We start from the raw sequence: 22050 nt of genomic DNA, 5'->3' as shown, positions 1-22050 counted from the left end.
TTTATCCCTGTGATTTTTTGTCTTTAAAAAATAAACTAAACACATAACCGAAACCGAAACAAGAAGCCACTCCTATAAATGAATACATTAAAAAGTTAATGGAAGTATACACACTTATATACCATAACAAAATACCACTAACTACCAATCCCAACAAGGTGCCTGTACTGTTGGCACGTTTAGTTAACATCCCCAATAGGAACATTCCTCCTAAACCACCAGTAAACAGTCCTAGGAACCTGTAAAATTGATCCCAAAGCGATTTTATATTAGAGTTAGCCATCCATAACGCTAAAAGCACTCCAAAAATTCCTACAAAGACGGTGACGATACGTGCAATTTTTAACATACCAATGTCACTTAATTTAGGATCATAACGCTTGTAAAGGTCATTACAAAAAGCGGTGGAAACCGAATTTAAACTACTACTAATACTAGACATAGCAGCAGAAAAAATTCCGGCTATCAATAAGCCAGACACCCCTACAGGCAGCTCCTTTACTATATACCATGGAAATAGGGAGTCGTTATTAGAAATTGCAGGAGAGAGTCTTTCTGGCATTTCTGTATAAAATATATAAAGTAGTGTACCGATACCGAAAAATATAATTGTAGCAGGAAGCGTTAACAAGGCATTGGTATATAGGGTTTTTTGAGAGTCTTTTATACTTGAACTCGTTAAATACCGCTGCACAATAGTCTGATCTGTTCCTTGAGTAACCATGGCCGAAGCCAAGCCTCCGATAAACACTACCCAAAAAGTAGAATCGGTAAAATTAAAATCGAAGTTTATAATATGAAACTTTTCCTTTTCAGATGCATATGCAATCATTTCATTTACTGGGGTATCTGTATGCAAAAGAATCCAGACTATTGCCACAATACTTCCTCCCATTAATACTACAACTTGTAGCACATCAGTCCAAATTACAGCCTCTATTCCACCGAATGCAGTATAAAGCACACATAAGAGTCCCATTAATAGGATACACGTCTCAACAGAGATACCGGTAACAATTGAAATTGCTAAAGAAGGCAACAATAGCACAATCCCTATTCTCCCTAATTGGAATAAAATAAAGGAAATACTACCAATAGCCCTAGCCAAATAATTGAAGCGATTTTCCAAATATTCATAGGCCGTTGATATATGCATTCTATTGAAAAATGGAATGAACAAGAATGCGATCAATGGAGTAATGGCAATTGCTGCAATATTTAACAGAAAGAACGACCAATCCGTTATAAATGCTTTCGCCGGGATGGCCATAAAAGTAATGGCACTTAATAAAGTTCCAAAGACACTAAGTCCAGAGGCCCACCATGGAATTCGCCCACCACCCACAAAATAATCATCCGTAGATTTCTGTTTTCTTGCAAAATACACTCCTATCAATAACGAAATTAAAAGATACAGTGCCAAGACCATATAGTTTAGGGCGCCAAAGGTATGAGCAGGCTCATCCACACTTAGGCTATACACCTCAGGGGTTCTAATACCTGGAGAAATTTCTCCGGACACAATTAGAAAGTCATTATCCTTTTTAATACCTAAGGTAGTAACGGGTAGCTTTACATTTAGCGTATCATACACGTACCATTTATCTGTAATGGAATTAAATGCTAGAACCTCATTACTAAAACCAGGGTGAGTATTTAATATCTGATCTCTTGTTTCTATTAACTTTTTGGCAATACTATCATTATTAGCTTGACTGATCTGTTGTCCTAACGTTTCTAATTGGGTAAACAAGAGGTCATCAGACCCTCCATAAAGTAACACATGCATAGACCCCATTGGCTCTGCTACTGCTCCCATTATTACCCTAGGCGTGCCATTAACTTTTAGATCTCCCTTATTAATCCAATGTTTTTTATTGAGGTCGTAGGAAAGGTATTCCGTAAGAGGAGTAGATATTTTCCCTTTTGACTGGTTTCTACCTCCTATTAAAAAAATGTTTCTAGAGTGTGAGGTTTCTTGCACCACCATGGCCTGAAGAGCGCGTGGCTCTCCTGGGAAGTCCTCCAATTTCTCCCAGGATTTTTTCTCCGTTAAATTTAAACGATAAAAGGAATTGCTGCTTTTTTCAGCATTCATCCCCCCTGCAACATAGACATAATCGCCTTCCAAAACAGCAGAAGTATAGGCCAAGGGTTCGGGTAAATCTGGATAGGATGTTATTTCAATGTCACTTTTAGATTGATTATAGGATAACAAAGAAACGCTACTGCTAACTTGGTCTTGATTATCTCCTCCAATAATTAAAACTCCCTTATCAGTAGAAACAGAAGCCCCATATCCTAAAGGTGAGGGGAGCGTTTCAGAGGATAATCTCCAGCTATCGTTCTCTAAAATATAGATAGAATTGTACCATACCTTTGCTCCTCCTTCCCACGGTAGCCCTGTTGGGAAATTAGCACCCCCAGCAACGATAACCACACCATTATGAACACCGCCCATCATCCCTGCAAATCCTAAGGATTTACTACCTGCTTCAACAGCTGGTAAGGTTGGTAGGTTAGACAGCTTTATTTTGGATTCTTCTTGCCCATATAGACCAGTAGAAATTAAAATAATCAAAACTAAGAGAGAGACAACTTTACGAATATTCATTAGGTAACAGTTTTTCAATACTTTAAAAGCCACAAGATAATAAAATCAAGTATTATGTATAACATATAAAGCGGATTTTATTTTTAAGATAGTCCATTTTGTAAATATGTTAGAAAATAAAGCAGAAATATACTTTAAAAAATATAGTTAAAACCCTATTGGAAAGTAGATTTTAGATAGCAAAAAAGGTAATTAATTCATCCCTTCCTTAGTATGGTATACCTTGGCTTAGAGGAGCCAGCCTTAGCGATAGCCAAGAATTTTAATTCAATAAATTATTTTAGCAGTAAGCCCAGTGAAACGCATACTATTTAATCTTAAAAAATAATATTTCAAAGTTAAGGTGTTTTAGATTGGCACTAAGCAAACCCAACTACTTAACCATCAACACTTTGCCTAGGGAGGACTTTGGATAAAGCCATATTTCTGAATTACTATTAATCCCCATTTTTTAGATTTTAAAAAAATTGTCCGCTTCCGAAAAGCATGATAAAGTCCTAGCATGAGTTCGCTGATCAAGCCAATTCTTTTGATAAGAGATCTTTAACTTAATAAGGGACTCAATACTCAATTCTCACTACTAAATTCTAATCTTAATCCTAACTACCTTGTACTTAATACTATAAAACAATCCCTCCGTTTTGTTTTTACAAAAAAAAGGCTCCTCCTTGATCTTAAAGGAGAAGCCTTACTTTATTATTTATTGATCTAACTAAGTTAAGTACGAGCAATCGGTCTATAAACACTCAAATCTCAATACTATGTACTAAATCCTATTCACTATCTTTTGCTTCTATGTTTTCAAAGCTCTTCCAACATTGGAACATAGCTCTTGGTACATGGAAACATCCTTTCCACTTCCCTCCTTTTAAGGTCAGTAAAGGTTTTCCTTCCCTATTGAGGTATCCAAACCATTCACCGTTATCTGGATCTGAAAAGTGAGTCCATGCATAGTCATGTACTTTTTGGTACCACTCTCCTATTTCCTTGTTCCCGGTGTGTTCATAAGCTTTTGCTAATGCCACTAAGGTTTCTAAATGAACCCACCATAGTTTCTGATCCCATTCCAACTGCTGCGGTGGTTTTCCCATAGCGTCTAAAAAGTAGAAAATTCCGCCATGTTCCTCATCCCAACTGTAATCAAGTATATTTAATATAACCTTTGTAGCCTTATCAATTAGTTCCGTATCGTTTCTCCTAGCTCCTATATCTATCATGAACCACATAGCTTCAATACCATGGCCAGGATTTAATAACCGACCGTTAAAGCTATCACTAAGAGAACCATCTGGATTTACAAATTCATATATAATACCGGAATCTTTTTGCAAAAAGACATCCATTACTTCGTTTACACTGAAGTTTATGGTTCTTTCTATTTCATCATTGTCCAGAACATCTTCTAACTCTAAGACCAAATTAGAGAGAATCATCGGCAAAGAGAATCCTTTTAAAGGTCTTACATCCGTATTCTTCTCATAAATCCCCTTAGAATTGTCCTTTTTCTTTAAGATATTATAGTAAGTCTGTTTAGCTAACTCTCTTACCACCTCATCACCTGTCGCCTTTGCATATTGACTAAATGCCATTGCAGCAAAACAATCTGAAAAAATATTATAAGGCTGCACTAATGGCTTACCCTCCTTGGTTACGGAGAAATAGAAGTTTCCATCTTTGTCCATACCGTGCTTCCTAAGAAAATCGATTCCCGATTTTGCAATTTCTAACCACTTTGGATTTTTCTCCACTTGGTTATACAGCATCGAGAACGTCCAAGCCTGTCGCCCTTGAAGCCATATAAACTTATCAGTATCAAACACTTCCCCCGTTTGATCCAAGCAGGTGAAATAGCCTCCATGCTCCAAATCAAGGGAATGTTTTTCCCAAAACGGAATTACATCGTTTAATAGGGTATTTTTATAAAGAGTAGAATTTTTCATTATCAACTTATGTTATACATAATACAAATCTAAAAAATATTCTTATATTAGTTGTGTTCTATTCTAGAAATAGTTGAGAATAGACTGACTTAAGGAGTATAATTCAATTACAATGCTATTTTTGCACCTTGAAGTATTGAAATCTTTGCTGGTCATGAAAATAAACCAACCAATATTATGAATAATTTTTCAAAAATAGAACCCTTAGAAACCTTATCTCTTGCAGATAAAGTAGAAGCGCGTTTATTACAGTTTATTAAGGAAAACAATTTAAAAGCGGGTGATGCTATACCTAAGGAAATGGAATTCGCCCAATCATTAGGGGTTAGTCGCACTGTAGTAAGAGAGGCTATTCTACGCTTGCGTACATTAGGGATAATTGAGTCTAAGAAACACAGGGGAATGATTATCACCAACCCTGATATTATGCATAATTTTGAGCGCATGTTAGACCCCACTCTTTTGGCTTCAGGCACACTGAAAAATTTATTTGAATTCCGACTTATAATGGAAATGGGGATGGCCGATTTTCTTTTTGAGCATAAAACCCAAAAGGATATAGAGGATTTAGAAAAAATTGTAGTCTTGGAAGAGGAGACTAGTTATAATAAGAGCATGTTTTCTTTAGATAAGGAGATAGCATTTCACGGGAAACTCTATGAAATGTCTAACAACACCACCCTCAAAAAGTTCCAAGATTTATTACTCCCCGTATTCGAGTTTGTTCACCAGAGTGAAACCAATCTAAAAGATTATCAATATTCTAGCGGTCAGTTTGTTACCCATAGAATGTTATTGGATAATTTAAAAGTAGGCACCCCAGAAACCTTTAGGGTTGCTATGAGAAGGCATTTAGAACCTCATTTCGATAGAATATTTAAAAACAATAAAAAATAGCGGGCAATGCCCGCTATTTTTTTACTCTTTATTGAATGAAGTTAATAATTTTAAAATTATTTTCTCCTTCTCTTAGAAGGCTTCTTATACTTATCATCACCATCTGTTAACCATTTTAAGGAGAAGCTCACATATGGATTCTTAGTATACCCATCTTGCTCAAAAAACAATCCTATATCTCCATTTTTTAGCACTGTCAAAGAAGAATACGCGGAACCACCTGAGTAGATCGTTTTCCCTTCTGTCCAAGTTTTTCCTTCATCATAACTCACACGAACAGTCATATTCATTCTTCCTTTTTCCATTTTTGCATTAGAAAAAAGCAATCTGTTTTTCTTATAGCCGTCTTCAATAGCAGTATACCTTATTATACTAGCGTTACAACCAGGATCTATAAGTTCTGGTTCTTCTGCAGTAGTCCATGTTTTACCCTCATCAGTTGAACGATGCACATAACGCATTCCTGCACCATTTACACGAGCATTAATCATCCAAGTACCATCAGCAAGTTCAATTACTTTTGACTCATCTGCAGGCTGTATAGGCGTGTCTATTAAATACCAAGATTTTCCGTGATCATCACTTGCAAACAAATGAAGTCCGCTATTTAGGTTCACCATAGTATGCAATAACTTCCCGTCTCTAGTCTGGATTCCACGTCCTGAGGTAATAAACTTAAAATCTTTATGCCATTCTTCTTTGGCAATCTGACTAGTAATATCCTCTGGCTTTGTCCAAGTTTTTCCATTATCAGAACTTTTAACAACTTGGAAATAGTAAACATCCTTTTCCTTATCCAAGTCCATATAGTTATAGAACATAAAAATTTCCTTGGTATCGCGGTCCACTATAAGCGATGGATCGGAAGCCGACTGTCCGTATGGCAAGTCCACTACAGTTTCTATATCACTCCAAGTCTTCCCATTATCACTACTCCTTCTAATTACAATATTGATGTCTTTACTAAATTTAAGGTCGCCACAACCAGGGACCCGTTCATCAATAGCGGCAATAAGATCTCCATTAGGGGCGGTAATAATCGCAGGAATTCTAAAACAGGCTACTCCATCTACCTCGTCAGCATTAAATAGGTCTTGATAAACCTTTACTCCATCGGCAATTTTATGCTTCTCCGTTTGTCCTGATAAGATCATGCTGGTACCAAGTAACAGCCCAAAAAATACTTTTTTCATTTTACGTTTATTAAATTATAATTATTCTACTATTCTCTTATTTAAGTGTTTATGATTTGTTATTTGTACATATCATTAACGTCCGCTTTAGAAAGAGACTCCAAAAACTCTCCTATATTCTTAACAGAAACCTCGAAAAAATTCTTTCCTTTTTCGGCAGTGGACAATTCCGGATTTCCAACACCGGTATCCTCCGTTACTTGTGTCCACCTACGTTGCGAGGACACCCAACCTTCTTTTAAACCTTTTATTCTAAAGGTTTTGGCTGCTCCAGATCCAGCTTCTTTTAAATCTAAAACCCATTGTGGAGTTAAATGCATAACTACGGAAGTTTCCAATTCCCCAGCGTGATCTCCTGGTTCATCAAAATAAGGTTTCGGATCCGTGTTATTCCACCAGTTTAAAGCGCAGACAAACACTTTTGGAAACTCTAAACTTAATTCTCTTATAAATTGTTTAAAGTTATTTCCACCATGCCCATTTACAATAACTAGTTTATCTATGTTCTGTGCGTCCAAAACCTGTACCACATCCCTTAAAACCGCATATTCCGTACTAGGACTCATATTCATACAAAGCTTAACATCCATCTGCCCAGTATTCACCCCAAAAGGTATAGTTGGTAACACCACCACCTTCGCACCATTTTCCCAAGCTTGTTTTGCGGCTTCCAACGCAACATTTTCAGCTAAAATATTATCTGTTGCATATGGTAAATGATAATTATGGGCTTCCGTTGCACCCCATGGTAACACAGCTACCTGGTAATCGGTTTCTTTTACCGATTTCCAATTATTTTCTGCCAATACGTAAGGTCTGATATTTTGCTTCTTCATAGTTTATTCTATTTAAAATGATCCTTAATGTACAGATTCACCCGTTGTTACACAATCTATACCTTAAAATTGAGCACTATATCTCCAATTTATTTTAGATAAGGCTTTAAGACCTTCTTCCATTTCTGATAACCATTCTCATTCAAATGCAATCCATCATGGGTATATCTCGCTTTTAATTCTCCTTTTGAGTTCCTAAACTTTTTATGGAGATCAATAAATTTTACATTCATCCTCTTGGAAAGGTCTTTTAACACGCTATTCACGGAGACTATCAATTCCTGATTCTTTTTATGACCCATGAATTTATCACCTACTGTAGGATTTACAGGAAGGATACTTTGCAAAAACAATTCCGTATTTCCCGATTCACTTTTTATTTCCTGCAAAATGGATGCCACATGATCTACTACATAAGATTCTGTCTTCCCCCTAGCAAGATCATTAGTCCCAATTAGAAGAAATAATTTTTTTGGTTGGGAAGAGGTTACCTCGGATAACCGGTTGAGAATACCCACGGTTACATCGCCACTTATTCCTCTATTCACCACATTTTTATTGGGAAATAGTGCCCTCCAATCTCCACCTTCGGTAATACTGTTCCCTAGAAAGATTATTTCCCCCTGGGTATCAGGTTCCGCTTCAAATTGTGCTTTCCGCTTATAATAATGGTCAGAGAATGACTGTGCTTCTGCACTTAAGGCCATTAATATAAATCCAATAAAAAAATACAATGGTTTCATACGCTTTTATCAATTAAAAGGAGGCATCAAACTTTAAATCGGTAACTTCCCTAACATCATTACCGTCAATGACTATTGGCATTACGGTGTACATCCATTTCCAGGAACCACCTCCATGTGGAACTTTCAATAGTATAGTATTCCACCCCTTATTCAATTTTATCATAGTGGGCTCTCTATAAAAATAATCTTCGTCTACGAATGGAATCTCATCCGTAGCTACTGCCAATGCCGGCTGTTTCCAAACTGGGGGCAAGATTTCCTTATTGTTCACCCAAATTTTTGGCTCGGTAATATGCCACTGTCCAAGACTAGGTGCGGGTCCTCCCCTTCTACCTCCAGATCTAGACCACCCATAGAATCCTACCCAAAATGCCTGTTCCCTAGTTTCTGGGGAGTAAATTTTAGTATAAGCATAGTAGGTGCCATCTTTAGCGTTTGTGATTGCTGGGAAACCGAAAAAATGCTTTAAATGTATGGTTCCTCCAACAGGACTATCGTCCCACGAATACTCATTACCATCCACCAAATAAGAAGGTGCTAGCTCCTTTTCAACTGGAAAAGAAGTTGTAAGATCACCCTTATGATCAAAAGGACCTACAACCTTCCATGAAGCATCAGTTTGCCTTACATAAGGAAATTCTTTACCCTTAAAAAACAAATCCCTATGCACTACCACTTTGTCTTCAAAATGCTTAAACCTATTAAACTCCTCTGTTCCTTTTGGGGGGAGTTTAGCCCAGTACTCAGGATAATTTTTCTCTCTCCCCTTCCATATAGCATCTGAATAAAAGACTATAGAAGGATAAATTGGATTCTGTTTTAAAATATCACGTTCCTCTGCCACATTATTGTCTGGCCAGGCACAAAGTATACCTCCCAAAGCCAATGAATCTCCAGCTGGTTGTCTACAGGGTTGCTGAAAAAACAGTCGTGCCATCCCAGCAAAAGGATCCAAATGGTTAATATAATTAGCTCTAGAATCAATAAATCGGTGTCCCTCACGCACATTATGCTGTGCCCAAAGTTGATTTATAGAGGTTGAATCTTCTTCAATTACAATACCTTCCTTCCAAACTATTAGCTCACGCCCTTTACTTTTTATGTGATTCATTAGAGTAAGAATCATCTCGTCCTCCACATATTCAGGCGCATTTCTTACTTCATCGGTCCCTATATGGATGTATGGCATTTCTTCAGCATCGGCAAGCCCCATCAGCTCATCAAAAAGATCGATAAGAATAGGAAGCACCCTTTCTTCCTTCATAGTTTTAATCCCAAAAGCCTTTCTAAAGGCATTGGTATGCCCTGGAATATCGAATTCAGGGATTAAGGTTATTTGACGCTCTTTACAGTAGGCCAATATTTCCTTGAAATCTTCTTGAGTATAGTATTTCCCTACGTGTCTGCTAAAAGATTTATCTGCTTTTAATTCTGGATATAATTTACTTTCCAAACGCCATCCTGGATCATCGGTTAAATGCCAATGAAAAACATTGTATTTATATTGAGCAAGGATATCTATTTGCTCTTTTAGTTGTTCTATACTTTGAAAATTACGTCCAGTATCGTGCATAAAACCTCGGATCTTAAAGGCTGGCCAGTCTTTTATATCTACCTGAGGCAGGGTAAACCTTCTCCCTTTACTTCTTATCAGTTGTCTTAACGTCTGAAGCCCATTATAAGCACCCTTTACGGTAGGTGCTGTAATAGTTATGTTCTTATCAATTTTTAAAGAATACCCTTCCTCATTAGGTTGTTGGTCATCCTTTATTAATTGGATTCGCATCCCTTTAGATTCCACCCAGATTCCATCATAATCCACCACCTTTTGTGGCGACAAATCTAGGTTTTCAAAATCGTTCCTAATAATGCTAATGGATTTAAAAGCTCTTTCATTATTCCCATACTCCACTTCCTGCGGGGTCGGAATTATAGGGTATTTCTTAGCTAGTTTATTAAATTCTATCTGCGCATTAACACTTAAAGAAAATAGTGCTACAACCAAGACCGTTAGTCCTTTATATACGCTTTTAGTAAATGTATTATTAAAAATAGTTTCCATGAATTTTTTAAGGTTAATTAAAAGATAAGGATTATTTGGGATTTACTAATCTACCAAATTGGAGAAAGTAGACGCAGGGAGACCATGTTTATTAATCAAATTCCCATCAGTATAGGAACTATATCCATACCTAACATATCTTGGTTTCTCAACGCTCTTATTCCACACCTCTAAAACATTATTATTAATTTGGCTCTCTGCCTTTACAAATACTTGATCGGCACCAGCAATTTCTATATCCCGAACAGCCTTCCCATCATTGGTTCTTAAACCGTCTGCATGGGAAAAATGAATTTCCAAAACGCTATTATTTACATTCACATAATCTAATAAAGGTCCTGAATGCGGAATATTAAAGCCATAATTCTTTGCTAAAGCGATATTAGACAAGCGTTTACCTAATACCCACTTCTCTTTGGGATGCACATCCGTAGGATGCCCCACATCTAAAGATACGGCCATTCCTGTATTGGGAATGGACAACAATCTCCGTTGAGAATCCCTAAACACCCCCCAATTAGGCCTGTTTATACTACTCAACTGTACAAAGTTAAATGCCAGGTCTGGATTATTCCAATGATTACGCCAATCGGAAACCAACATTTTAAACAATTTAGAATGCAACTCCTCTCGCTCTGCATTGGATTCCCCCTGATACCAGATTACACCTTTTATAGCATAGTCCTTAATAGGGTAAATACCCGCATCAAACAACATAGTAGGATCAAAAGGGTGTCTGGCTTTTATTCCAAAGTCCTTCATGCTAGCTAAATTTTTTGCTTTTCGCTCGGACACCCATAGCTGTACCAAGGGATTTAGATGGGTATCATTTAGCAAACTAATGGTTTGGTGTGTTGTTTCCATAGCTTCCCTACTAATCCAACTCTGGGTGGTAGAACCACCTACCGCGTTATTTACAATTCCTATGGGTATATTTAGTTCTTTTTGAAGGTTATATGCAAAGGAATAAGCTATAGCAGAAAAATTTCCCATAATAGCACCAGGCTTATTACTCCAACCAGAAGGCTCAAAATAATTTGCTGCATTACTGTTTTGCAACTCTTCTTTTGTAAAGGTATGATTACTGGTATGCGCCTTAGGATCCATTGAAAAAAGGAAAACATTCGCATTTAGGGAATCTTTTAAGATAGAAGTCGCGTTTTGCTCATCTTTTACTTTAAAACCCATATTGGACTGACCGGAAGCTAGCCACACTTCGCCTATATAGACTTTAGATATACTAATCTCTCCCGATTTCTTAGACTTTATAGAAAGCTTATAAGGTCCGCCAGCCTCTTTAGCAGGATATGCCACCTCCCATTGTCCGTGCGGGGATACTTTTGTTCGTATTGTCTCACCGTTAAAACGTACCGTTATGTTGTCCAAAGCGTTGGCCGTACCATTAATAACCAAGGGTACATTTCTTTGGAAAACCATATTTTCCCCATATAGCAAGGGAAGCTTTAATCCACCGTAATTCCCGCTTATAAAACGAACTATTTTATTAGCGATAATTGTAGCTCCTTCCTTGGCGGGATGAAGATCATCTGCATAATATTCGGGGAAGCGATACAAAGGTTCTTGTAAATCTATCACATCAACACCTGCTAGTTCTCTTATTGTGTCGATTTTAGCTTGAATTTCCTGGTAATTTTCGCGCATCCCTTCTTCAAACCAATGATGACCGGAAAAGGAAGGGGACATTTTACAGATAATAATTTCAGGAGAAGAAGGAAGGTTTCTGTATTCTTGAATTAGGTCTAGATAATCAGAGACAAATTCCTCCTTATGCGCTGGCCAATTATTATTCCCCTGATCATTAAGACCAAGATGAATAATAACTAGGTTGGGCTGAAAGGACTTAGACTCCTTAAAAATAGGATTATCCCAATAGGGCTTATGCCCATTTTTAAGTGCCGTTGCTCCTGGATAACCAAAATTGGCCACTTCATAATTATCACCAAGCAATTCCTGTAATTGCACAGGATAAGCGTTTCGCTCCCTTTCTGCTACCCGGGTACCATAGGTAACACTATTCCCTACGCAGGCGACTTTTATTTTTTGTCCCTGCATAGAAAAAGTAAGTAAAATTGTAAGCAAATAAAAATATCTCAATTTAATACTGTTAAAACAATTCATCTTCCACAGGGAGCGAACAATAAACTCGCTTAAGGCTTGTATCCCTTTAAATCTTACCTAAATAAGACGTAACTCCCAATGCATCTAATTCAGCCTTTGCCTCCTCTATCTGTGAATCGGTAAGCGTAACATGTGGAAATCTACTTGGACCAAGATCTAGACCTAATGCTTTCATAAACGATTTTGCAGCACCGTTAAATCCGCCTTTAGCATTTAATGTATCCACAAATTTCATGGATTTCTGTTGAAGATCTGCGGCCAACTCATGATCGTTGTTATTAAAAGCTTCAATAACAGCTAAGTATAATGGCGCCAAATGATTATAAGTACTACCTACCCATCCATCTGCACCAAAAGGCAAGCTAGAAAGCAATATTTCATCGAACCCAAAAAGGATATTAGCAGAGCCATTGTTAAATTCTTTGGAATACTTATAATCTATAAGATTATTGTTAGTAAACTTAATGCCGGCAAGGTTTGGAATCTGTGGGGTAGCGAGTTCTAAGAATTCTGCCATATTGAAATTTGCTCCTGTTAGCACAGGAATATGGTAGTAATAGAAAGGAATATTAGGAGCGCAAGCGGCTATCTCTTTACAATATTCTACCAACTTATTAATATCAGACAATCTAAAGTAATAAGGTGCAAGAGCAGCAATACCATCTACCTTATCTGCAGCGTGTTTAGCTAATTCCTTTGCTTCTTTTAAACTGGTATGCCCTACATGATCTATAACAAAAAGATCAGTCGATTTAATTTCACCCCATGCCGTGGTAATTTCTTTCCTTTCAGCAACGGACAGTGAAGCGAAGTCCCCTGTAGATCCGTTTATAAATGCGCCTTTAACCCCATTACCAATTAAGAATTCCGCATACTGTGGAATAATCCCCAAATTAAGCGAAGAATCCTGGTGCATTGGTGCATAGGTCGCTGCTATAAGTCCTTTCATATCTATTTTTCAATTATGTTATACATAATACAAACTTAATTAAAGATTTTGAGCTGTACAATATATATTATTTCGGAAATATAGAAATTATTTATCCCAAAACCTCTAAACCCAACAATCCCCAATGATACAATGCTAAACCAGATTATTCTCAATCTGAGATTAGATTAAAGTAATATTAAAAAACAACTAACTAAAATAAGATATTAACAAACTTGACTAATAATTACCCCTTAAATCTCAAAATTCACCCCTTAGAAATAAATCAAAAAGTTTTGTTAATGTTTATATTTTCGATATTATTGCATTATGTAATACATAAGAACTAACAAAATGATACACAAAAACAAACTTTTGAAGTATGTGCTCGCACTATCTGCCTTTCTATTTATGGGCGGTTTGTATGCACAGGAAAAAACAGTCAGCGGAACTATTTCCGATGGCAGTGGGCAGCCTCTACCTGGGGCTAACGTCTTAGTCAAGGGCACCACAACAGGTACTCAGTCAGACTTTGACGGAAATTACAGCATTCAAGCTAGCGAGGGTGCTATTTTGGTGTTTAGCTATATTGGATTTACAACTCAAAGTATTCCAGTAGGCATCCAAAACACCATAGATGTTGTACTACAGGAAGACTCAGCCTTATTAGACGAGGTTGTTGTAACCGGTTACGGTTCGCAAACTAGGGCCACCTTAACCACTTCGGTTTCTAAATTAGACACCAAAATTTTAGAGAGCTCCACTAGGTCTAATGCCGCTACAGCATTACAAGGAACTATCGCAGGTTTAAGGGTTACAAATACCACTGGTCAGCCTGGTTCTACTCCGCAAATCGTCTTACGTGGAGGAACTAATTTTGATGGGACAGGTTCACCTTTAGTATTAATTGACGGAATTCCCGGATCGTTTTACGCCTTAAACTCGGACGATATTGAGTCTATTGAAGTTTTAAAAGATGCTGCAGCGACAGCAATATATGGTGCAAGATCTGCTAATGGCGTTATCTTGGTTACCACTAAAACAGGTAAAGTTGGAAAATCCTCTATCAACTATAAGTATAAGTATAGTATGAACGAGGAAAGAAACGACCAAAAGTATATTGGTGCAGCAGATTTCATTAACTACAACAGACAATCAATTGCTTGGTACAGAGAAGCAATTAACAATCCTGGATCTTTTGGCGCATTTTTGGATGGAGCCAACGCAATGGGTACTGGAGGAAACACTATTGACTCCCCATTTACCACACAATTGCTAAACGCAGACAACCAGTATTTATTAAACCAGCCTGGATGGAATGCTATACCAGATGTTTTAAACCCATCTCAACAAATATTGTTTTACGATAACAAAACTGTTGGCGATCGTATTTATCAAACAAGTGCCTCTAAAGATCATTACCTATCTTTTGACGGAGGTAACGAAAAAGGATCTTACTATTTAGGTTTAGGATACTTAGATAACGATGGATTGGCATTAGGCTCTGGATTTAAAAGGTATTCTGGTAAATTTTCTGGATCTTATAGAATTTCAGACAAAATAAAAGTCAACTCTAATGTACTATACTCTCATTCTAATTTAAGTAGGAGTCCTTTAGGAGGTGATGATACTGTATTTAGAAGATTCCAAAGTCAAGCACCTACTTCTAGAACTTATGACAATAATCCTGACGGTACCTTCTCTAACACTTATACTGTTGGACAAAACCAAGGATTTGGTAACCCTCTTTACTTCCAAGATAAGTTTATCAGAAAAAATCTAGAGCAGCGTTTATCTGCATCTGTTGGATTAGACTGGAATATATTGGATAATTTAATCCTCGCCGTAAATGGAAGCCATTTCACCATTAACAATCATGACGAAAGCTTCAATAAAGCGTATAGGACGGGAAGTACTACAGGCCCATTAAGAACTACTAGGGAGGCTTCAGTGAGTTTAGAAAGGACTTTGAGAAATCAATTGACCGGAACCCTAAATTATACAAAGCGTTTTGATAAACATAATTTCAATGCACTGATCGGTGCGGAGTATTTTAAAAATAATTTCTACACTACTTTTGCGGGAACAAGAAATTCTCCTTCAGATTTAATTCCTACCTTGAGCGAAGGCGCAGAAGCCGATGGTGTTCCTTTTAGCTTTGAAACTGAGTATGTAATTTCATCCGCATTTGGTAGATTATTATACGATTTTGACTATAAATATTTATTTAGCTTTACCTTTAGAAATGACGGGTCGTCCAGATTGGGGAACAATAAAACCGGTTTTTTTCCAGGTGTATCCCTTGGTTGGAACTTGCATAATGAGAGTTTCTTTTCTGATTCTGAAATCAGCAATACCATTTCTAGGATAAAACCAAGATTGAGCTATGGTGTCAATGGTAATGAGGAAGTTTTGGGAGGTACACAGGACATACGAGGTTTTAATGTACCTGTTAATTATGGGGTTTTTGGCGCTTATGGTAGTCAAGGTATTTATAGTGGACAAACTGGTTATGCAAACTCCCTATTGCCTACATTGGACCTAAAGTGGGAAAAATCGACCACCCTTAATGCCGGTCTGGATATCTCGTTCTTTAATGACCGACTTACAATAATAACCGATGTCTACTCAAGGGACATTAAAGACAAGTTAGCCGATCTTACCTTACCTTATTATACTGGGTTTAGCAGTATATTGACCAACAACGGTACAATAAGGAACAAAGGTTTTGAATTGCAGCTGAACGGCGATATTATCAAGAACGAAGATTTGACTTGGAATGTTGGGGCAACCATTACTTCCAATAAGAATTATGTGATAAAGCTTCCTGAAAATGCCAATGATTTAAATAGGCAGAACGGACAATTGATCTGGAATGCAAAAACTGGTCAAGAAGAATGGGTTGGGGGTCTACAGGAAGGACAACGCGTAGGGAACGACCTTGTTTTTGCCTATGAACAAGAACGTATTTATACCGATCAAGCAGATGCAGATGCAGATGCAGGCATTGAGGATACCTTTTTACCTGGGGACAAGTTTAAGCACTTTGCCGGAGATGTAAAATGGAAGGACCAAAATGGCGATGGCGTTATCAATAGCCTGGACCGAAAGGCTATTGGACGAATTACCCCGGATTTTCTTGGGGGTTTAACAACTAGTTTAAGGTACAAGAACTTCAACCTGTTTGTAAAAACGGATTTTGCGACAGGACATTTAATATGGAACCATATTAGAAACAAAGGTTATGGTCAAACACAGGGTAACCTAAACCAACCAACAGAAGTGTTGGATTCTTGGACACCCAATAATACAGACACCGAATGGCCACGTTTTGTATTTGTAAACGGAACAAAGAATGTTTGGAGAGGTGGTGAAGGACGAGAATATGACGATAGTTCCAGTTTATTAAACGCTGGAAATGCCCAGTTCTGGGAGAAGGGGGATTACTTCGCTTTAAGGGAGGTAACCCTAAGTTATGACGTTCCTTCAGAATATTTTAAGGATGTTATTAAAAGACTGAACATTTTTGTTACAGGAAGCAACCTACATTACTTTAAGAGCTATACTGGGGAAACTCCAGAAGTAGGAGGTATACAATATGGAGCCTTCCCAGTACCAAGAACTGTTACAATTGGACTTAACTTAACATTTTAAATTTTAATAAAATGAAAAAATACATATACATATTAATAGTTTCATTTGCCTTAGGGGCATGTGAGAGCGAATTGGAGCTGACCAGTCCCAGTGAATTAACGGCACAAGGTTTCTGGGATTCAGAAGTTGGAGCAAGAACCGCCCATTCGGGCTTGTACGGAAACTTAAGATCTTCCGCCCAAAACCTATGGTTATTGGGAGAAATTAGAAGTGATATATGGGGCGGAAGAGCTTTTGAATCACCTTTTAACGAGTCTTTGATCAGATCGGATATTACGGTAGCGACGGCCCCTTTTGGAGGTTGGGCAGGATTATATACCAGAATCCATAGATTGAACGATTTCTTGGTAAATGTACCCAATATTGATTTCATTAATGAAGGTGACAAAACCCATATGTTAGGTCAAGCTTACGGATTACGTGCCTTGTATTACTACACTTTATTGAAGACATGGGGCGATGTTCCAATTACATTGGAACCATTAGGTGTTGTAGATCCTGCGTCCTTAGCTAGGGAAAGATCTCCACAAAGTGCGGTAATGGACTTGATCAAGTCGGACATAACAGCCTCTTTGAGTGCTTTTGGATCTGACAACAGTTTTTTTGAGGGCAGTAGGTCCTATTGGTCCAAAGCGGCAACCTTGGCCCTTAAAGGTGATGTTTACATCTGGTCCGGAAACTTACTTGGTGGCGGCAATGCCGATTTTACAGAGGCTAAAACTGCTTTGGAGCAGATTGCCTCACTTGGTGTGGACTTAGCTCCTAGTATTGAAGATTTATGGGGAGTTGACAATGAAGATAACATCGAGTTTATTTTTGCTCTGGATTATAAGCAAGACGAAGCTGAAAACTTTTACAATAGCCATACCGGTAGAAGTACGGAAATCAACCCTACTTTTAATGATAACGGGGATTCCATGGAAACTTTTGTAATCGATGGCGCCAACCGTTACGGGCAGTCCGAAAAAACCATCCTTTTATTGGATGACAATGACGATAGCCGTAAGGATGCCACTTTTATTAGGTTATACACGGACGACAACGGGGGAACGGGATATCCTACCTATGACGAGTCTGCCTATTTTGGCTCTGTATTCAATAAATTTCTTGGTCCTATCGTTGGTTCCGAAAGAATCTTTGAGAATGACGTGCCAATTTATAGATATGCAGATGTGTTGTTGCTTTTGGCTGAAGCCAAAAACCTTTTGGGCGAAGATCCATCAGGCGAAATAAACGAAATTCGTGAGAGAGCCTACGGGGATAATTATGATGTTCTTACCCACGGTTATACCAACGGTTCCGAGACAGACAATACCAATGCCATACTTAATGAGCGCTATAAAGAGTTTATTGGAGAAGGTAAAAGATGGTGGGACCTAAGAAGGGCTGGTACCAATTATGTACTGGACAATATTGAATTCTTAAGCCCTGGGGATGAATACAAAATGGTATTGCCTATTACCACGGATATGATCGGAAGAAACCCATTGTTGGAACAAACGCCTGGGTATAATTAAGTTAGTATTAGTTAATTAGTTTAGTTGTTTTTTTTAATTAAAGGAGGGGAATCAACCCCTCCTTTTTTTTGTTTAATACTTCTCTTAGTCAACGCAACCCGCGCATTTATAGCAACTACCTTGGGTAATCACGTCCACACCGGAATAGGAGGCCCAGAACGGATTAGTATGATCACCCTGATAAATTATTGAGTAATCAACTTTAAGCGTGATTTCTACTGCAGTTAAAGAAACAAACTTATACTGCCCTTCCTCATATTAGAACGCTCCTAAACCTACTCTCTCTCCTTTTAACTTTATTATCAGCCACTTAATCTAATACCATACCACCTAACACTCTTTTATTGAAGACATAACCATCCTGAAAACCAGAACTTTACCATCAACACCAGCACATTCGCATTTAATTTCAATAAAATTTACTACTTGTTCTAAGTGAATCGTATGGACAAATTTTAATATACTTGTATTAAATAAATCAACTAAACCAATTATGAAATTAAAATTAATGCTTGCATGTATTATGCTATGCTCCATCGTTGGACATGGACAAAGCATAAAAGGTAAGGTTACCGACGATAGCGGTGTCCCCTTACCAGGAGTCACTGTACTGGTTGTAGGAACCACTACAGGAACCACTACGGATTTTGATGGGTTTTACACCATTAACGCAAAAGAAGGTGATAATCTATTATTCTCCTATCTAGGAATGCAACCCCGAACAATTTCCGTAGGGTCACAAACCACTTTAAATGTTACCTTAAAAGAAGATACCACTAGTTTAGATGAAGTAGTGGTTACCGCTTTTGGTAATGAAAGTAAAAAGAAATCTCTTACCAATGCCGTACAAGCCATTAATGCGGAACAATTATTGGAAGGGAACCAAAACAATATGGTTAATGGTCTTCAGGGAAAAATCTCTGGAGTTACGGTAGTAAATTCTGGAGGTGCTCCTGGAGCTTCCTCTGTAATCCTAATCCGTGGAGGTACTTCTATAACCGGAAACAACCAACCTCTTTTTGTAGTAGATGGTATTCCAATAGATAATTCCACTAGTTCTAGTTTAATTGTAGCTAGTACCAACCGTGCATCTGATATTAATCCTGAGGATATTGAAAGTATCTCAGTACTTAAGGGGCCCACTGCCGCTGCACTATACGGAATTCAGGCATCTGAAGGAGCCGTTATCATCACTACTAAAAAAGGAAAAGCCGGAGTTAGCAAAGTATCATACTCGGGATCCATTTCCGCAGATAATGTGTTGGGAACCCCGGAAGTACAAACTACATATGGTCAAGGCATGCAAATAGGTACAGACAGTTCCTTTACCTATGATCCAGAATCCGAATTCTCTTGGGGAGAGCCAATCGCTTCAGGTTCACCGCTTTTCAATAACTTAAAGGATATCTACCAAACCGCTATTACACAAAACCACAATGTAAGTTACTCTAATGGAAACGAAAAGGGGAATATGTATTTCTCTATTGGAGACATTTCCCAAGAAGGAGTTATCGAGAGTACCAGTTATGATAAGACCTCTTTTAAAGTGAATTTAAATTCCAATATAAGAAAAAATCTAACCTTAGGAGTGTCTGGTAATTATATTGACACTCAAACAGCAAGTACTAGACAAGGAAATGCAACCGGAGGAAGCTTTAGAAGTTTGCTTGCCTATCCTTCCAACGTAAACGCCAAAGATTATAGCAATGCAGATGGCTCTCAGAAGCAATTTTTCCTAGATCAGCAATTCGATAATCCATATTGGAGTATTAATAATAGCCCAAATACAGATCAGGTAAAACGACTTCTAGGGGTAATTAGCCTTAATTACAAGTTTTTGGAGGACTTTAACCTGTCCTACAAGTTAGGGATTGATACCTATTCCGAATTTAATAAGAAAGTAATCGGCGACGGTTCTTTAATCGAAAATCAGGACAAAGGCAGTATAAGTCAATTTGAAAAAGACCACAGTAGCCTTACCTCCAATTTTATATTGCGGTATAACAAAGAGGTATCCACAGATTTCACTATAGACGCTATGGCTGGAAACTCGGTAGAAGAGCTAGATGTTAGAACTACCTATAGTAGCGGACGTGGTTTTCAAGCACCTGGGATATATAGTATAGGAAATATCCTTATTGAAAATCAGCAAATAAATGAGATAATTACCAAAAAACGAATCGTAGGTGTTTTTGGAGAACTTCAATTTGCATGGAAAGATGCCATATTTCTAACGGCAACTGGAAGAAATGACTGGTCTTCTACCCTTCCGAAAGACAAAAGGTCTTTCTTCTATCCGTCTGTAGGTACTTCTGCAGTCCTCACAGATTTAATCGATAATCTTAAAACGGACAATGGGTTAAACTACCTAAAACTTAGGGCCACATGGGCTCGGGTAGGTAAAGATGCGCCTATTGGGGCTTTAGAAAGCTCACTGGGTACCAACATTAATGGTCTAGCAAGTTCTGCATACACATGGAACGGTGTAAATGTAGGTAATCCAAATCTAGCGCCAGAATTTACCAACAGTTTGGAGATAGGTGCTGATATGAGGTTTTTAGGGAATAGGATGTCATTAGACCTAAGTTATTACAAAAATAAATCAGAGAATCAAATTCTAAGAGATATCCGCGTCCCTCCTACAACAGGGACTTTCTACGCCACCCTTAATGGTGGAACCATTGAAAACTCTGGAGTTGAAGCCTTACTTACTACTAGAATTATGGATTCTAACAATGGATTTTCTTGGGGAATGGATTTCAACTTCGGCATGAATAAAAGCAAAGTGTTAGATCTTCCCGGATTTTTAAGTGAAGTATACCTTTCTGACTCTTGGACTTTCCGAAATTCTGCAGCAGGTGCCGCTATCTTGGATGGCTCTTTATTTGGACTACGAGGGAAACGTCCACAACTAAATGACAATGGAGAGGTAGTAGTAAACTCTAACGGCTACCCTATCCTAACCGATGATACCTATACTAATGTAAATAGGCTGCCAGACTGGTCCTTAGGAATTACCAATAGTGTAGGTTACAAAAACTTAAAATTATCGTTTTTGCTAGATATCGTTCAGGGACAAAATATTTACAATGCTACCGAATCTGCTTTAGCTTATTATGGGCTTAGCACTAATACACTAGATAGGGGTCAGACTACAACTATTACTGGGGTTACAGTAGATAGAAATCCAAATCAGGTTCCTATTTTAAAGAATCAAAATTATTTTCAAAATTACTATTCCGCTAATTCAGAGAATTTTATAGAAGATGGATCATTTGCCCGATTAAGGTATGTTACGCTATCCTATAATTTCCCTAAAAATATACTAGAAAGAATTTCAATTAATTCACTACAAGTTTATGCAACCGGTAGAAATTTATTTACCATATCCGACTATAGTGGAATTGATCCTGAAATTAACACTTTTGGTGCCGGCATATCTGGAGCAGGATCTATGTACATAGACAACTTGGGAACTCCAAGTACAAGAGGATTCGATCTAGGATTAAAATTTACTTTCTAAA

The 22050-nt window shown here is 37.7% G+C and carries 12 protein-coding genes; 4 read left to right on the top strand and 8 right to left on the bottom strand.

What is annotated here, in order from left to right:
- Position 1: 1 nt before the first annotated feature.
- Positions 2-2614: a sodium:solute symporter family transporter gene (locus H344_RS0111035; RefSeq protein ID WP_026810380.1), complete on the bottom strand. Its 2613-nt coding sequence runs from the start codon at positions 2612-2614 to the stop codon at positions 2-4.
- A gap of 773 nt (positions 2615-3387) precedes the next feature.
- Complete coding sequence (locus tag H344_RS0111030) at positions 3388-4554, bottom strand: AGE family epimerase/isomerase (RefSeq protein ID WP_026810379.1); 1167 nt, start codon at positions 4552-4554, stop codon at positions 3388-3390.
- A gap of 177 nt (positions 4555-4731) precedes the next feature.
- Between H344_RS0111030 and H344_RS0111025 the strand changes: the two genes are divergently transcribed.
- Positions 4732-5451 carry a FadR/GntR family transcriptional regulator gene (locus H344_RS0111025; RefSeq protein ID WP_026810378.1) on the top strand — a complete coding sequence of 240 codons (720 nt, stop codon included), beginning with the start codon at positions 4732-4734 and terminating at the stop codon, positions 5449-5451.
- Between the two features lie 56 nt (positions 5452-5507).
- Here the strand turns inward: H344_RS0111025 and H344_RS0111020 are convergent, their stop codons facing one another.
- The 6 genes from H344_RS0111020 to H344_RS0110995 all read right to left on the bottom strand — a co-directional run bounded on the left by H344_RS0111020 (position 5508) and on the right by H344_RS0110995 (position 13376).
- On the bottom strand, positions 5508-6644 hold the full coding sequence (locus H344_RS0111020) for a sialidase family protein (protein ID WP_051254269.1): 1137 nt from the start codon (positions 6642-6644) through the stop codon (positions 5508-5510).
- Positions 6645-6703: 59 nt separating this feature from the next.
- Entirely contained in the window at positions 6704-7480 is a 777-nt protein-coding gene (locus H344_RS0111015; RefSeq protein ID WP_034256466.1) for a creatininase family protein, read from the bottom strand.
- 89 nt (positions 7481-7569) lie between these two features.
- Complete coding sequence (locus H344_RS0111010; protein ID WP_026810375.1) at positions 7570-8223, bottom strand: GDSL-type esterase/lipase family protein; 654 nt, start codon at positions 8221-8223, stop codon at positions 7570-7572.
- A gap of 13 nt (positions 8224-8236) precedes the next feature.
- Positions 8237-10288: a family 20 glycosylhydrolase gene (locus H344_RS0111005; RefSeq protein ID WP_026810374.1), complete on the bottom strand. Its 2052-nt coding sequence runs from the start codon at positions 10286-10288 to the stop codon at positions 8237-8239.
- 45 nt (positions 10289-10333) lie between these two features.
- The gene (locus tag H344_RS0111000; RefSeq protein ID WP_051254268.1) at positions 10334-12361 is read right to left on the bottom strand and encodes a GDSL-type esterase/lipase family protein; all 2028 of its coding nucleotides are present in this window, start codon (positions 12359-12361) and stop codon (positions 10334-10336) included.
- A 112-nt stretch (positions 12362-12473) separates the two neighbouring features.
- Positions 12474-13376, bottom strand: a complete 903-nt coding sequence (locus H344_RS0110995) for a dihydrodipicolinate synthase family protein (RefSeq protein ID WP_034256464.1) — start codon at positions 13374-13376, stop codon at positions 12474-12476.
- 333 nt (positions 13377-13709) lie between these two features.
- Here H344_RS0110995 and H344_RS0110990 point away from each other — a divergent pair, with 333 nt between their 5' ends.
- The 3 genes from H344_RS0110990 (at position 13710) to H344_RS0110975 (ending at position 22049) form a co-directional block, all read left to right on the top strand.
- Positions 13710-17009, top strand: coding sequence for a SusC/RagA family TonB-linked outer membrane protein (locus H344_RS0110990; RefSeq protein ID WP_034256462.1), 3300 nt, complete (start codon positions 13710-13712; stop codon positions 17007-17009).
- A gap of 11 nt (positions 17010-17020) precedes the next feature.
- On the top strand, positions 17021-18526 hold the full coding sequence (locus H344_RS0110985) for a RagB/SusD family nutrient uptake outer membrane protein (RefSeq protein ID WP_026810370.1): 1506 nt from the start codon (positions 17021-17023) through the stop codon (positions 18524-18526).
- A gap of 493 nt (positions 18527-19019) precedes the next feature.
- Entirely contained in the window at positions 19020-22049 is a 3030-nt protein-coding gene (locus H344_RS0110975; RefSeq protein WP_157378235.1) for a SusC/RagA family TonB-linked outer membrane protein, read from the top strand.
- Position 22050: the final 1 nt, after the last annotated feature.

Source organism: Arenibacter latericius DSM 15913 (assembly GCF_000424985.1).
Classification (GTDB): Bacteria; Bacteroidota; Bacteroidia; order Flavobacteriales; family Flavobacteriaceae; genus Arenibacter; species Arenibacter latericius.
The sequence above is the reverse complement of the archived record's forward strand: the minus strand, read 5'-3'. Positions and strand labels throughout refer to the sequence as shown.

What these genes read in the sequence shown, in the direction of transcription:
- H344_RS0111035 (WP_026810380.1), bottom strand. Translation starts at nt 2,614, where the DNA reads ATGAATATTCGTAAAGTTGTCTCTCTCTTAGTTTTGATTATTTTAATT.
- H344_RS0110985 (WP_026810370.1), top strand. Translation starts at nt 17,021, where the DNA reads ATGAAAAAATACATATACATATTAATAGTTTCATTTGCCTTAGGGGCA.
- H344_RS0111025 (WP_026810378.1), top strand. Translation starts at nt 4,732, where the DNA reads ATGAATAATTTTTCAAAAATAGAACCCTTAGAAACCTTATCTCTTGCA.
- H344_RS0110975 (WP_157378235.1), top strand. Translation starts at nt 19,020, where the DNA reads ATGAAATTAAAATTAATGCTTGCATGTATTATGCTATGCTCCATCGTT.
- H344_RS0111000 (WP_051254268.1), bottom strand. Translation starts at nt 12,361, where the DNA reads ATGCAGGGACAAAAAATAAAAGTCGCCTGCGTAGGGAATAGTGTTACC.
- H344_RS0111015 (WP_034256466.1), bottom strand. Translation starts at nt 7,480, where the DNA reads ATGAAGAAGCAAAATATCAGACCTTACGTATTGGCAGAAAATAATTGG.
- H344_RS0111020 (WP_051254269.1), bottom strand. Translation starts at nt 6,644, where the DNA reads ATGAAAAAAGTATTTTTTGGGCTGTTACTTGGTACCAGCATGATCTTA.
- H344_RS0111005 (WP_026810374.1), bottom strand. Translation starts at nt 10,288, where the DNA reads ATGGAAACTATTTTTAATAATACATTTACTAAAAGCGTATATAAAGGA.
- H344_RS0110995 (WP_034256464.1), bottom strand. Translation starts at nt 13,376, where the DNA reads ATGAAAGGACTTATAGCAGCGACCTATGCACCAATGCACCAGGATTCT.
- H344_RS0111030 (WP_026810379.1), bottom strand. Translation starts at nt 4,554, where the DNA reads ATGAAAAATTCTACTCTTTATAAAAATACCCTATTAAACGATGTAATT.
- H344_RS0110990 (WP_034256462.1), top strand. Translation starts at nt 13,710, where the DNA reads ATGATACACAAAAACAAACTTTTGAAGTATGTGCTCGCACTATCTGCC.
- H344_RS0111010 (WP_026810375.1), bottom strand. Translation starts at nt 8,223, where the DNA reads ATGAAACCATTGTATTTTTTTATTGGATTTATATTAATGGCCTTAAGT.